At 36.2% G+C, this 13,007-nt stretch carries 13 protein-coding genes; 7 read left to right on the top strand and 6 right to left on the bottom strand.

The annotated features are described in order from the left end of the window. Positions 1-102: 102 nt before the first annotated feature. Positions 103-1,107, top strand: a complete 1,005-nt coding sequence (locus ACF8D3_RS05440; RefSeq protein WP_392470603.1) for a helix-turn-helix domain-containing protein — start codon at positions 103-105, stop codon at positions 1,105-1,107. Between the two features lie 81 nt (positions 1,108-1,188). Here ACF8D3_RS05440 and rarD read toward each other — a convergent pair whose 3' ends face one another. Beyond that, the gene (rarD, locus tag ACF8D3_RS05435; protein WP_392470601.1) at positions 1,189-2,088 is read right to left on the bottom strand and encodes an EamA family transporter RarD; all 900 of its coding nucleotides are present in this window, start codon (positions 2,086-2,088) and stop codon (positions 1,189-1,191) included. Positions 2,089-2,197: 109 nt separating this feature from the next. Between rarD and ACF8D3_RS05430 the strand changes: the two genes are divergently transcribed. Beyond that, positions 2,198-2,668: an Lrp/AsnC family transcriptional regulator gene (locus ACF8D3_RS05430; protein WP_026094107.1), complete on the top strand. Its 471-nt coding sequence runs from the start codon at positions 2,198-2,200 to the stop codon at positions 2,666-2,668. A gap of 266 nt (positions 2,669-2,934) precedes the next feature. Continuing rightward, a complete protein-coding gene (locus tag ACF8D3_RS05425; RefSeq protein WP_392470600.1) occupies positions 2,935-3,633 on the top strand; it encodes a DUF1826 domain-containing protein in 699 nt (232 codons plus the stop codon). A gap of 68 nt (positions 3,634-3,701) precedes the next feature. Here ACF8D3_RS05425 and ACF8D3_RS05420 read toward each other — a convergent pair whose 3' ends face one another. The 5 genes from ACF8D3_RS05420 to ACF8D3_RS05400 all read right to left on the bottom strand — a co-directional run bounded on the left by ACF8D3_RS05420 (position 3,702) and on the right by ACF8D3_RS05400 (position 9,540). After that, positions 3,702-4,193, bottom strand: coding sequence for a flavin reductase (locus ACF8D3_RS05420; protein WP_004879477.1), 492 nt, complete (start codon positions 4,191-4,193; stop codon positions 3,702-3,704). 172 nt (positions 4,194-4,365) lie between these two features. Then, positions 4,366-5,397, bottom strand: a complete 1,032-nt coding sequence (locus ACF8D3_RS05415) for a methionine synthase (RefSeq protein ID WP_004879480.1) — start codon at positions 5,395-5,397, stop codon at positions 4,366-4,368. Between the two features lie 24 nt (positions 5,398-5,421). After that, on the bottom strand, positions 5,422-6,402 hold the full coding sequence (locus ACF8D3_RS05410) for a DUF1852 domain-containing protein (protein ID WP_392470597.1): 981 nt from the start codon (positions 6,400-6,402) through the stop codon (positions 5,422-5,424). A 299-nt stretch (positions 6,403-6,701) separates the two neighbouring features. Beyond that, complete coding sequence (locus tag ACF8D3_RS05405; RefSeq protein ID WP_392470596.1) at positions 6,702-7,157, bottom strand: hypothetical protein; 456 nt, start codon at positions 7,155-7,157, stop codon at positions 6,702-6,704. A 205-nt stretch (positions 7,158-7,362) separates the two neighbouring features. After that, entirely contained in the window at positions 7,363-9,540 is a 2,178-nt protein-coding gene (locus ACF8D3_RS05400) for a TonB-dependent siderophore receptor (RefSeq protein ID WP_392470595.1), read from the bottom strand. Between the two features lie 386 nt (positions 9,541-9,926). Between ACF8D3_RS05400 and ACF8D3_RS05395 the strand changes: the two genes are divergently transcribed. The 4 genes from ACF8D3_RS05395 to ACF8D3_RS05380 all read left to right on the top strand — a co-directional run bounded on the left by ACF8D3_RS05395 (position 9,927) and on the right by ACF8D3_RS05380 (position 12,987). Continuing rightward, a complete protein-coding gene (locus ACF8D3_RS05395; RefSeq protein WP_004879486.1) occupies positions 9,927-10,358 on the top strand; it encodes an SRPBCC family protein in 432 nt (143 codons plus the stop codon). 176 nt (positions 10,359-10,534) lie between these two features. Further along, on the top strand, positions 10,535-11,416 hold the full coding sequence (locus ACF8D3_RS05390) for a LysR family transcriptional regulator (RefSeq protein ID WP_004879487.1): 882 nt from the start codon (positions 10,535-10,537) through the stop codon (positions 11,414-11,416). Positions 11,417-11,634: 218 nt separating this feature from the next. Then, positions 11,635-12,339: a CoA transferase subunit A gene (locus ACF8D3_RS05385; RefSeq protein WP_392470594.1), complete on the top strand. Its 705-nt coding sequence runs from the start codon at positions 11,635-11,637 to the stop codon at positions 12,337-12,339. Then, on the top strand, positions 12,340-12,987 hold the full coding sequence (locus tag ACF8D3_RS05380) for a 3-oxoacid CoA-transferase subunit B (protein WP_004879489.1): 648 nt from the start codon (positions 12,340-12,342) through the stop codon (positions 12,985-12,987). Positions 12,988-13,007 lie beyond the last annotated feature (20 nt).

The raw sequence follows: 13,007 nt of genomic DNA, 5'->3' as shown, positions 1-13,007 counted from the left end.
TTATTTGACTCCTAATACTATGCCGTAGTCGTAAAAACTGGCATAGTTCATGAACCGCCAGTTTTTACCATTTTACGCCAATTTAAATTCCAAGGAAGAAAAATGTCTGCTAAATTGCCTGGTACTTATGTCAATCTGTTAGTTGATGCGTTAAGGGCCAGAAATCTTTCAGTAGAGCAATTATTGAGTGACTTCGATATTGAAATGAAAGATATAGAAGCCCCATTTTGGTATGTAAATCTAAATGTTTTCAATGAATTAATTGATAGTTCGATCATTTTCACTGAGGATCAGTTGCTGATTATTCATATGGCGAAGTCTATGAAAGCTTCTTGCTATGGTCATGTTGGGGTTGCGGCTGTAGCTGCTGAAAATTTGTTGCAAGCAATCAAAATACTTGAAAAATTTATAGGACTACATTGCTCGGTATTCAAGCCTGTTTTAAAAATCAAAGAGAACAAAGCCTACATTTATTTTGATCAATCATTCATTTCAGAAAATCTAAGTAACAATGGATTATTATTTTCCATTTTAGGATTTGCTAGTTTAATTAAAGATTTGCTTAAAACTGATATTAAAATTCAAGCCAATTTCACACAGGTTGATGTATTTTACTCTAGTAATATCAATCAATTGTTAGGTTTTGAGTCTCACTTTAGTCAAGAAAGTAATTGCTTGATATTCGATAAAGCATTTTTAACCAATCAGTTGCCAACAGCAGATGAAATGGTTTTTAGGTTGCTAAAGGAACAATGTGAGCGTGATGTAAAACGACAAATCATAAAAAAAGAGAAGCTAAACAGCACGAAGATTTTAGTTAAAGAGTTACTTCACGGTTCTCAAGATTATAGTGTTAATTTGAACCAAGTAGCTCTAGAACTAAAAACATCTGTTAGAAGTTTGCAGCGTCAGCTTGCATCTGAAGAAACCTCATTTCAGATTGTGTTAGCTGAGGCTCGTAGAGAGTACGCTGAGAAATTGTTAAAAAGTACAAGGTTATCTATCCAAGAAATATCTAATATTTTAGGTTATGCAGATATTTCTCATTTCACAAGAGCATTTAAGAAGTGGGTAGGTTTAACACCTACAATCTATAGAAAAGCATAAGCTTTAATTTTGATTCAGTTAAATTTTCTCTGTTAAAAGAACAGATTAGCCCTTTATTTTGAATGCTATCTGTTCTGAAAATTAGACAAAACGCTTTTTTCTTAAACTTATAATGCCTTCAGCTACGAGTGCACAAACCGCTAACCAAATTCCGATATAAGTCGGCCATTCTGCTGGCTTGATTGTTTCGCCAAGCAAGATAGAAACCATCAATAATAATATTGGCTCAACATATACTAGAAGACCAAAAAGGCTAAGATTGAGATGAGGAGCCGAAAGAGATTGGAATCCTAAAGCTAGTGCACTGATGAGTCCTAGACCTAAAACCAGCCAAAGCGTGTCAAAAATAGAGCCTAATTCACCTAAAAAAACTCCACCTTGTAATATGAAAAAGAGACTGATTGGCAGGCTGAACACCATATCAAACCAAACGCCACCAATATTATTGGTATTGGTCTTTTGCCTTAACCAAAAGTAAACTGGATAGCCTAAGCAAATGAGTAAAGTTGGCCATGTTAATGTTTTTGATATAACCAGCATATTAATAATGCCAAGTATTGCAAAAATGCAGGATAATTTTTGTAAACGTGACATTTTGTCTTTAAATGCTATACGACCCAAAATCACCATAGTAATTGGCATGATAAAATAGCCTAAGGAAACATCAAGCCCATAGCCATTGCTAGGTGCCCACATAAATAACCAAAGCTGTATTCCAATCAAAAAAGACGATAAAAAACGAGTTAAAAATAAGTAGCGTTCGTTGTGTAGGCGTTTGTAAATAGTGATGACTTGCGACCAATTTCCTTGAACAATAATGAAAAGTGTCAGACATGGTAATGTGAGTAATATACGCCAACCGTAGATTTCATTTCCTTGTAATGAATGGAGTAGGGTGGTATATGCAAACATTAATGCAAATAATAAAGAGGCAATTACATTAAATGTTATGCCAAGAACTGTATTTGATTGAGTATGCATAGATCTGTACTAATTGAATTATTTAAACGATATTTTATTTCAGTTTGATTGATAATTAGGCTCTAATTTCTTAAGATAAATGAGAAAATTTCTCATGGTGCTGAGTAATATGGTTTTAGATAAATTCGATTATTCATTGCTGAAACTGCTTCAAAAGGATTGCTTGATTCCATTACGTGAATTAGCAGAAGCTGTGCATTTATCAACGGCTTCGGTGCAACGGCGTATTCAAAAGTTGCGTGAAAATAGTTATATCGTTGGAAATGTTGCCGTACTTGATCCAGATCAACTTAATCAAGTGATCACAGTTATCGTCGAAGTTAGGCTTAATAAAACGCACAATACAGATCTTGATGTAATTAAAGAAAGTTTTTCTAGTTCGGAGATACAACAATGTTATTACGTCACTGGTGAAGCAGATTTTATGCTTGTTTTATTAGTCCCAAGTATGAAGCGCTTTCAGGAGGTTTGTGATGAATTATTTCACAATAATTCTAATGTCGAATGGTTTAAGACAACGGTTGTATTGGATCGGGTAAAAGTATCTTTAGATGTTCCTAATATAAATTCTGAAAGTTAAGGAACAAAGATTAGGTCATAAGCTAGCTACAGTGTTGTGTAGGCTACAGTCTTTAGATATCTTATTTAACATAATATACATTATGCGAAATAATGTAACTCAACTGGCATTTGTAGCTTCACATCTACAACTACGTACTTCATTCCTTTATCAGCCTAGTATTTAGAAAAATAAAGTTTCTAGTTTTTAAAAACCTTCACATATGCAGGATTTGTATCAGTTTCAGTGTATTATGAGACAAGATCTATCATTTAATTCACTCAAGTATGTCAAATCCGCTGTCTGGGAATACTCAAGTTGGCACAGTATCTTCTTTTTCCGAGCTTATAGAAACAAGTTTTCATGGAGATATGAATGCTATTTGCTGGTCAAGATACTTGATTGGTGATTTTCAAGAAATTGTTAATAAACTTGATTTAAAAGAAGATATTACTGAAGTTTCTGAAGAAGATCTTTTAGAATTACAGCTTTCAGAAGATGGTATTTTAGCGAGAGAAATTATTTTAAAAGATATACATTATCTTACCGATTTTGGAGCTTCTCCTTCTTTAAATTTACTCAAATGTTACGAACGTGATAACGAGTTAGATTTCATTTCTACTGATGTATATTCATACCATATTGATCGATCACCAATAGAAACAGACACTTTTTTATGCACCTATTACGGTGCTGCCAGCGATATTATTCCTAATAGTCAGGTTCAACAAAAAGTTTGTATACCAGAGATTAGAAATAAACTTAAGGCGTTATATGATGGTCCTGAAGCTGAATTTGAAAACTTCCTAGAGGAAAATTTTTTTGATTTGCATTATCAACCTAAACCAAATGCAAAACCGATAAATTTAGGTCTAGGAAATCTTTGGCGGTTGGCTGTTGATCATCCTACTCAACACGTATTACCTTGTGTTCATAGAGCACCAATGGAAAATAACGGTGAATATAGGCTACTACTGATTTGTTAAATGCTGATGATAAGTCAAAGATTGCTTATTGATGTATTGTTAATGATTTTAGCAATATAAACAATTGTTTAAACAACTTCTGTCTGCCCAACTTGATGATAAGCACGATTAAAGTAAACTAGGCTTTGATCATGAAGACTCTGTTTTATCGCTACAATCCGACACATAAAAATACTATGTGTTCCAATTTCTTGAATTTGATCAATTTCACAATCAAAACTTACTAAAGCATCATCTAAAACTGGCGCACCAGTTTCTAATTCAGTCCAAATACCATGTTTAAATCGTTCTTCTGGGCTTAATCTTGAAGAAAATACTTTAGACATATGTTCATGGTGAGCGGCTAACACATTAACGGTGAGTATTTTATTATCGACAAAGTGAACATGTGAGCTAGAAGCAAGATTCATACACACCAATAATGTTGGAGGTGTATCTGTCACGCTGCACACAGCGGATGCAGTGAAACCGTAACGACCAGACATGCCTGCAGTAGTCACGACACTTACTGCACTTGTTAACAAAGACATAGCATTTCTAAAGTCAGTTGCTTCAATCATCACATTGTTCCTAAATTGAATCGTATCTTTTTCGAATTTAGCGATACGATTACTTCATGTTACATCGTTTAAATAAGTACTATTAAAGCTTATTTTGTCTAAGTTACGCATAGAGTTAAGAATTTGACTATATGTATCAAATACTTAACTCTTTACACACTTAGAGATTAAGTTAATTGCCCAATAGCTCTTTACGGACAATCTCTGCACCAGCACTCAAGGCATTTAATTTACCCCTCGCAACGTCACGAGACAACGGCGCCATGCCACAGTTTGTACAAGGATAAAGCTTATCCGCATCTACAAATTGAAGTGCTTTTCTCAAAGTATTTGCAACTTCTTCTGGTGTTTCAATAGTATTGGTTGCTACATCAATCGCCCCAACCATCACCTTTTTACCTCGGATGAGTTCAAGTAGATCGATTGGCACGCGTGAATTGTGACATTCTAACGAGATCAGGTCGATATTAGATTGTTGTAGCTTCGGAAAAGCTTCTTCATATTGACGCCATTCAGAACCAAGAGTTTTCTTCCAATCTGTATTAGCTTTGATACCATAACCATAGCAAATATGAACCGCAGTTTCACACTTTAGGCCTTCAATCGCTCTTTCTAAAGTTGCGATCCCCCAATCGTTCACTTCATCAAAGAACACATTAAATGCTGGCTCATCAAACTGGATAATATCGACACCAGCAGCTTCTAATTCGCGTGCCTCTTGATTCAAGATTTTTGCAAATTCCCATGCCAATTTTTCACGACTCTTATAGTGACCATCATAAAGCGTGTCAATCATAGTCATAGGCCCAGGAAGCGCCCATTTAATCGGTTGATTGGTTTGTTGACGTAAAAACTTAGCATCTTCAACAAAAACAGGCTTTTGGCGAGATACATCACCTACAACTGATGGAACGCTAGCATCATAACGATTACGGATTCTTACAGTTTCGCGCTTTTCAAAGTCTACACCATTGAGATGTTCAATAAAGGTCGTAACAAAATGCTGACGGGTTTGCTCACCATCGCTGACAATATCAATACCAGCATGTAATTGCTCTTGTAATGACAAACGTAGTGCATCTTGTTTGCCTTCAATCAACTGCTCTCCTTCTAATTTCCAAGGAGACCAAAGTTTTTCAGGTTCAGCTAACCAAGATGGTTTTGGTAAGCTGCCAGCAGTTGAAGTCGGTAATAATCGTTTCATAATAAAAATCTTGTCTATACTAAGTTATACAACAGCGTAATTTGCAGCCCATTGATCAAGGATATTTTGATACCGTTTGATGAACTGCTCTTCTGTAAATTTGCCTTGCTTCACAGCCAATTGGCTACGCTCTTCGCGGTCGTAAACAATTCGTGTTAATGAGTAATCTTGATGTTTCAAGCTTGGTTGATAACATTTACCTGCTGGAGAATTTGCATTGTAGATCTCTGGACGGTAAATCTTCTGGAAGCTTTCCATTGTGCTAATGGTGCTGATCAATTCAAGAGCGGTGTAATCATTGAGCAAATCACCACGGAAATAAAATGCTAAAGGTGCAACGCTATTTGCAGGCATGAAATAACGCACTTCTAAACCCATTTTTGCAAAATACTCATCTGTTAATGAATATGCATCTTGCTCATACTCAACACCGAGTATTGGGTGCTGGTTTGCAGTTCGGTGATATGTCTTCGTCGTTGAAACGCTGAGACAAATAACAGGTGCTTTATTAAAGTTATTGCTGTAGGTTTCTGAATTTACAAATGACTGGAAAATCTTACCGTGTAGCTCGCCATAGTTTTCAGGCGTGCTAAATGTCGCTTGATCTTTGTTATGCTCTAGCAGTAATACGCTAAAATCATAATCACGAACATAAGATGAAAAATTATTGCCAACGATACCATCGATGCGTTTATTGGTTTTTCGATCAAGAATATTTGTTTTTAAAATTTCGATTGTCGGGAATGTCTCTCCCTTGCCTTCTACATCTATATCTACTGAAATAATTTCAAGCTCAAGTGCATAACGATCAGCATTTGGGTTGTCCCAATGTGCTAACGAATTGAAACGGTTATTAATCATTTGTAGTGTATTACGCAAGTTTTCTTGACGACTTGCCCCTCTCGCTAAATTCGCGAAGTTTGTTGTGATACGCGTATTGTTTGACGGATGATAGTTTTCATCGAAACAAATGCTTTTTATCGTAAATGCAAATTCTTTACTCATTTTGATCTACTACCTAATGTTTGAGAGATAACTTAAATTTCTTGTTGTAATTTATACCCGAATCAATACATGAATAAAAATGATATTGTCTCAGTCAAAGATGAATGAAATTCATGGTGTGAAATTTATTAATAGAGCGTGAAAAGTGGAGCATTTTTTTAATTGATTTATGGAAGATAAGTTATGAGCAAAGAATGATTATTTTCTACGACGATTTATAACTAGAATTTTTTATTGTGAATGAGATAGTTTTTAAAGCCATTAAAACTCATTTTATTTTAACGGCTTAATTTTCTAGTTTAGTTGGTCTTTAGAATTGGTCCAGATGTCTGTGCATCGGAATCATGCCAAACACTTTCATTTTGGTGTTTAGGATCTCCTTCTAGCTTGAAAGTAATAAAGCCTTGTTTAAATATTAATCCACCATCACTCGTTTTGGCTTTTACCTCCTGCCCGTTGACCCAAACCTTTTGATTATGATCAACGTGAATTTTTGCTACTGTTTGGCCTGTATTTGAATTTTTTGCAGTCCAAATTCCAGTATAAGAGTTTGTATTTATTATTGTATTATTTAAAAATCCAGCTTTTGCATTTTCTGCTTTAGATTTATTGATGTCACAACCCTGCATCTCAGAAACTTGTGTACATCCAGAGCGCTCAAGTTTAGCTCTGTATTTCGCATCAATTGCATAGGCTGGATTTATCATGCATAACGTAGTTAAACCGATAGACGTTGTTAAGATAATTTTCTTCATTGTATAGATACCTTTTAGAGTTATTTGTGATGTGATCTTTTTAAATTGATTATGTTATTTGCTTTGCGCGATTTGATTTTAACATCCCTTCACTCATAAATAATGAATATCTTACTTTAAGGGTTTTTTTAAGTTTCTTATGGATACAAAAAAACTGTCTGTGCGAAACACTCAGACAGTTTTAAACAGATTAAAGTTGAGTTTTTTAGAAGTTAACAGTCCAAGATAGTTGAGCTGTTCTCGGTGCGCCGAGGAATAAATAATCATCGCCAAAGAAACTACCTGCATCACGCCAGTATTTTTTATTAAAAAGATTATCTACATTGAGTCTTAACGTATTTTCATAGCCATAAGCATTGAAGTTGTAAGCTGCACCAGCATCAAAGACACTATAACCAGAAACTTTTACTGTTCCTGTCTTATTGGCATATTTACTACTACTGTATCGCATCCCCGCTAATAGACGTAAGCCTTCAAACTGCGGAACTTGATAAGAAAGATGCGTGGCAAAGCGTACTTTAGGTACATTTTGTGTTTGATGACCTTGATAGTCTGTTACTTCTAAGTCTTTTAAGCGAGAACGTGTCAGTGCGAGCGTCGAGCTGATATCTAAGTTTTGACCTACGCGCCGTTGTAGACCTAATTCTAAACCAAGATTATTTTGCTTCCCTTCTGAGACAAAATCACCCATCGTATTGGTATATTGATGATCTTGTCTTAGGTCAAATAATGCCGCAGTGAAGAGCAAAGACTGCCATTCTTGTTTTACGCCTAATTCAAATTGTTTAGAGCGGAGTGGTGCTAAGGTTGCGTATGCATTATTTGCAAACCACGGCGCTTGGGCGCCATCACTTAAACCTTTGGCGTAGGAAGCATATAGATGAGTGTGTTCCCAAGGCTGATACATCACGGCGAACTGTGGTAAGAAGCGATTTAAATCCGTGTCACGAATAGTACTACCCTCTGCATCAAATGCTTTTTCATTTAAATGCAACAGTTTTCCACCTACTAGCATAGACCATTCGCGATTAAAGTCGATTTGATCAAGTAGGTTCAAAGCAGTTTGTTGACTATCTAATGATTTATAGCGATTACCTAAAGCAACATCAGTAGGACTGTAATTCACCGTATTGGTATAAATATTTCCTGTGCCAACCAGTTCATTGATCGGATCATGTTGTGCATGACGCTTATAGCTATTCGTTAAATCGAGACTGAGTGTATGCTGCACAGTGCCTGTATTAAATTTACCGTTTAAACCCGCCTTGAACTGATTAGTGCGATAGCTATCATCTGGGCTACGGAAATCGTAAATATCATAGTTACCATTTTTATCAAAGGTATTGCCTAGACCTGTGAACTCGCAAATATCACTGTAGCATCCCCAAGGAAATGCAGAATAATCGTCTACGACAACACGGCTTTGTGAAGCTGATAAGTTTGCCGTCCAGCTATCATTGATTTTATAAAGATATTTCAGGTTAGCATTTAAACTTTCATTGGTAACTGGTTTACTCCAACTTTGGTGACCAAGTAAGCGATCCCATTCGACACCAGTAGGAACCGTTTTCCCATCAAGTAGTTGATAACCCGGAACTGATCGCTGACGTTGGCGTTGTGACTCAATATCAAACTCTAATTTAGAGCGATCAGAAAGATTCCAATCAAAAGCAATCGAGCCGAATAAACGTTGCCCATTTGCATGTTCTACATATGGATGGATTTCTTCTTTCGCGATATTTACACGATAACCAAACTGTTGATTTTGTCCGAATAAGCTGCCTAGATCTGTCGCGACACGATAACCACCCTGACTATCTGTTTCCAAAGTGAGAGCACGAACATCTTTAGGACGTTTAGTAACATAGTTTACAACACCAGCTGGTGTAGACATGCCACTCTGGATCGCGCTAATCCCTTTCAAAATTTCAACTTGTTCTTTATTTTCAAGAGCGATGTTTTGTTCGCCACGAACTAAGTTTCCATTTAATAAATAGCTTGAACCCGCATTTAAGGCAAACCCACGCATCATGAAATTTGAATAGTAGCCAATCGGTGCATAGCCATCACCTACCGCAGCATCATTTTTCACGATGTCAGTTAATGTTTTGGCATGTTGATCAGCAATTTGTGTTGCTGTAATTGTGTTGATTGATGCCGGAATTTCAGCAAGATTTTGTTGAGTAAATCCTGATAAATTCACTGTGGGTGCATAATAAGCGGATTGTGAGGCTTGAGCAGTGAGTTTGATGGTTTCGAGCTGTTGAATATCATTTTCAGCTTCAGCATGTGCCGCAATTGAGCTAAGTCCCAAGCAAGAAAATGAACCAACAGCCAACAGTGCTTTTTGTAAATGAGAAAATGAAAATGGATATATATTCACAGTAGTCGCCTAACCCCAAAAGAAAATCATATAGCTTGAATTTTTCGGGCATGAGTATTCACAATTTTTGTTATTTGAACAAGCATCTTCTATGACATATTTCAGCGATGTAGATCTTCAATCTCGCCATGAATTTAGCCATATATTGAAGATTTTTTGCTTAATCAATGAAGGATTCTATATTTCTGTTTTGTATATAACTGATTTTTCATAGGCTTCCTGTCATTTGATACTCTCGCTCATGCCTATTTCACAGTCAAAACGATCTGCAAGTACCTCGGCTGTGATTAATATTTTTCCGATAAAGCAATAGTCTGACAATTACAAAGCATGCTAATATTTTCAAACTGACAATCCATCATGTCAAAAAATAAAAGGTATTGGTTATGCTAAAAATGCAACAAATTAAAATCACCCAAGAATTTAATGCACCTGTAGAGAAAGTTTTTGCGGTGCTTAGCGAACATGAAAACTTAAATAAGCTTTTCGCACCAGCAAAAGTAACGCGCTTGAGTGATGGTAAAGATGCTCGAAATGGCGTTGGCTCTGCACGTAAACTGTCTATTCCTTTAGCCCCCTCATTTGTTGAAACGAACTTAGTTTATAAAGAAAATGAACTGATCGAATATGCTATTACGAGTGGTATTTCACCAATCAAAGCACATCGCGGTGTAATGAAATTTAGTGATCTTGGAAATAATCGTAGTCGTTTGGACTATACGATTAGCTTTAAAGGTCGTGTGCCATTTATTGGTCCAATTATCAAATTGGCATTACAAAATGGTGTGAGCCGTGGACTTAAAAAACTAAAAGTGTAAGTTTTAAAGAAATATAAATTTCTCTAATCTTTAAAGCTAACTTCCACGATTTTTATTGTGGGAGTTTTTGTTTGCAGTCTTGGTTAACTTTTCTTTGAAAATGGTTGTCAACAATAACATTTAGTTCATTTTTACGATAAATTAGCATAATAGAATGATTTTATTTAGGGAAAAGGATGACACTGAAGCAGTTAAAAGCATTTCTAGCACTCGCACGTACTTTAAATTACGCCAATGCTTCGCTTGAACTGCACTTGAGTCAGTCCGCTTTGAGCTTAAGTATAAAAAGTCTAGAAGATGAATTGGGCGGAAAGCTCTTTAATCGTAATACACGCCGTGTAGAACTCACACAAGAAGGTAAATCACTCATTCCTTATGCTAAGAAGTTGTTGGCAAATTGGGATGAGATGGAAAATGACGTTAAACAACGTTTCAAGTTGAATCGTGGCACTCTCAGTATTGCATCAATGCCTTTCGTAACCCATGCGATTTTACCAGAAGTTATCCATGCTTTTTTGATACAACATCCTAATCTAAACTTTTCTATTCACGACATTCCAAATGAAACAATCATTGAAAAAGTTCAGGATGGTATTTTTGAAATAGGTATTTGTTTTGAGCCTGATTTGAGTGAGGGTTTAGAGTTTAAAGCGCTATTTGAAGAAGACTTCTTAGCGTTGTTACCGAAGTCGCATCCTCTCGCTAGTTCGAGCGCTATTACTTGGCAACAGCTTTTTTCAAATCCATTTGTTACCTTACAAAAGCCCTCGATTGTTCGCTATTTGATTGAGCAAAACTGCCTGAGAAATGAAATGACACTTGATTTGAAAGTAGAATGTCATCAAATCTCTTCTTTATCGAGTTTTGTGGCACATGGTATCGGGGTAAGTGCGATCCCTCGACATTTTGCCAAACACATCGATCAACAGCAGAATGTTCTGCTTGAGCTTGAATCAGAAACGATCCATAAAACAGTGGGTATTGTTTATAAAAAGAATTTTGAAATGTCGAATATTTCAGAGCAATTCATAGATGCCTTACTACAGCATAAATTTTAAAAATTAAATTATTTTTCCGATGATTTTTAGGGCACCCAGTCTAATTTAATTTTTATCTATATAAATCAAATTTTTATTTAATTGTTTTCTACATGGTATTTCATTTAAAACTATCATTTATTAATTTTCCTCATTAATCCTTTAAAAAAATCAACTTCTACATCAAAAAGCGAAGTGCTAATAATAAAAATGCTAAGGGATAAAAGGAAAACAACAGAATGAATAAAGTTTATAGCAATGCAGAGGATGCCCTCAAAGGGATTGTTTTCGATCATCAGACACTTGCTGTTGGCGGTTTTGGATTGTGTGGAATACCAGAAAAACTGATAACCGCAGTAAAGCAAAGTGGTGTCAAAGGACTTACATGTATTTCTAACAATGCTGGCGTTGATGATTTCGGTTTAGGTATTTTACTACAAACTAGACAGATCAAAAAAATGATCTCCTCTTATGTTGGTGAAAACAAAGAGTTTGAACGCCAGTATCTCAATGGTGAGCTAGAAGTTGAACTTACTCCACAAGGAACTTTGGCTGAAAAGCTACGCGCTGGCGGTGCGGGTATTCCTGCTTTTTATACTCAAACAGGTGTTGGTACCTTGATTGCTGAAGGCAAAGAACAGCGATCTTTTCATGGCAAAAATTATATTTTAGAAGAATCACTCACAGCTGATGTGGCATTGGTTAAAGCTTACAAAGCAGATAAAGCTGGTAATTTGATTTTCCGAAAAACGGCCAAAAATTTCAATCCTGAATGTGCTATGGCTGGCAAGATCACCATCGTTGAAGTTGAACAAATTGTTGAAATCGGTGAGCTAGATCCAGATGAAATTCATTTGCCAGGAATTTATGTCAATCGCATTATTTTGAATGCAACCCCAAAAAAACGTATTGAACAAAAAACATTAAGCATGGAGGCGGTATAAATGGCTTGGTCTCGTAATGAAATGGCACAACGTGCCGCACAAGAACTCGAAGATGGTTTTTATGTCAATCTTGGAATTGGGTTACCTACCCTTGTTGCTAACTATATTCCAAAAGATATGAATGTTTGGCTTCAATCAGAGAATGGCTTGTTAGGTATCGGAGAGTTTCCAACTGAAGCAACATTAGATGCTGATCTCATCAATGCTGGAAAACAGACCATTACTGCGCGTGCAGGCGCTGCATTCTTCTCTAGCTCTGAATCTTTTGCCATGATTCGTGGCGGTCATGTGAATATTGCAATTTTGGGTGCAATGGAAGTCTCTGAACAAGGCGATTTGGCCAATTGGATGATTCCAGGCAAAAAAGTAAAAGGTATGGGCGGCGCAATGGATTTAGTTGTTGGCGTGCAAAAAGTTGTGGTGTTGATGGAACACTGCGCTAAGGATGGAACAGCTAAAATTGTGAAAAATTGCAGTTTACCGCTTACTGGTCAAGCAGTAGTCCATCGAATTATTAGTGATTTAGGCGTGATGGATATTACGGCACAAGGTGTTGAACTGATTGAACTTGCCAAAGATGTCAGCTTAGAGCAAATAAAAGCCGCTACAGGTGTGCCATTAATTTTTAATAAATCATTAGTTGCTTAGTTTTGTTATGACATTGCTCT

The sequence above is a fragment of the Acinetobacter sp. YQ_14 genome (assembly GCF_043102985.1).
Lineage (GTDB): Bacteria > Pseudomonadota > Gammaproteobacteria > Pseudomonadales > Moraxellaceae > Acinetobacter > Acinetobacter venetianus.
This window is presented reverse-complemented; position numbering and strand designations above follow the sequence as displayed.

Excerpts from the sequence above, each read along its gene's own strand:
- ACF8D3_RS05440 (WP_392470603.1), top strand. The coding sequence starts at position 103 with ATGTCTGCTAAATTGCCTGGTACTTATGTCAATCTGTTAGTTGATGCG.
- rarD (WP_392470601.1), bottom strand. The coding sequence starts at position 2,088 with ATGCATACTCAATCAAATACAGTTCTTGGCATAACATTTAATGTAATT.
- ACF8D3_RS05430 (WP_026094107.1), top strand. The coding sequence starts at position 2,198 with ATGGTTTTAGATAAATTCGATTATTCATTGCTGAAACTGCTTCAAAAG.
- ACF8D3_RS05425 (WP_392470600.1), top strand. The coding sequence starts at position 2,935 with ATGTCAAATCCGCTGTCTGGGAATACTCAAGTTGGCACAGTATCTTCT.
- ACF8D3_RS05420 (WP_004879477.1), bottom strand. The coding sequence starts at position 4,193 with ATGATTGAAGCAACTGACTTTAGAAATGCTATGTCTTTGTTAACAAGT.
- ACF8D3_RS05415 (WP_004879480.1), bottom strand. The coding sequence starts at position 5,397 with ATGAAACGATTATTACCGACTTCAACTGCTGGCAGCTTACCAAAACCA.
- ACF8D3_RS05410 (WP_392470597.1), bottom strand. The coding sequence starts at position 6,402 with ATGAGTAAAGAATTTGCATTTACGATAAAAAGCATTTGTTTCGATGAA.
- ACF8D3_RS05405 (WP_392470596.1), bottom strand. The coding sequence starts at position 7,157 with ATGAAGAAAATTATCTTAACAACGTCTATCGGTTTAACTACGTTATGC.
- ACF8D3_RS05395 (WP_004879486.1), top strand. The coding sequence starts at position 9,927 with ATGCTAAAAATGCAACAAATTAAAATCACCCAAGAATTTAATGCACCT.
- ACF8D3_RS05390 (WP_004879487.1), top strand. The coding sequence starts at position 10,535 with ATGACACTGAAGCAGTTAAAAGCATTTCTAGCACTCGCACGTACTTTA.
- ACF8D3_RS05385 (WP_392470594.1), top strand. The coding sequence starts at position 11,635 with ATGAATAAAGTTTATAGCAATGCAGAGGATGCCCTCAAAGGGATTGTT.
- ACF8D3_RS05380 (WP_004879489.1), top strand. The coding sequence starts at position 12,340 with ATGGCTTGGTCTCGTAATGAAATGGCACAACGTGCCGCACAAGAACTC.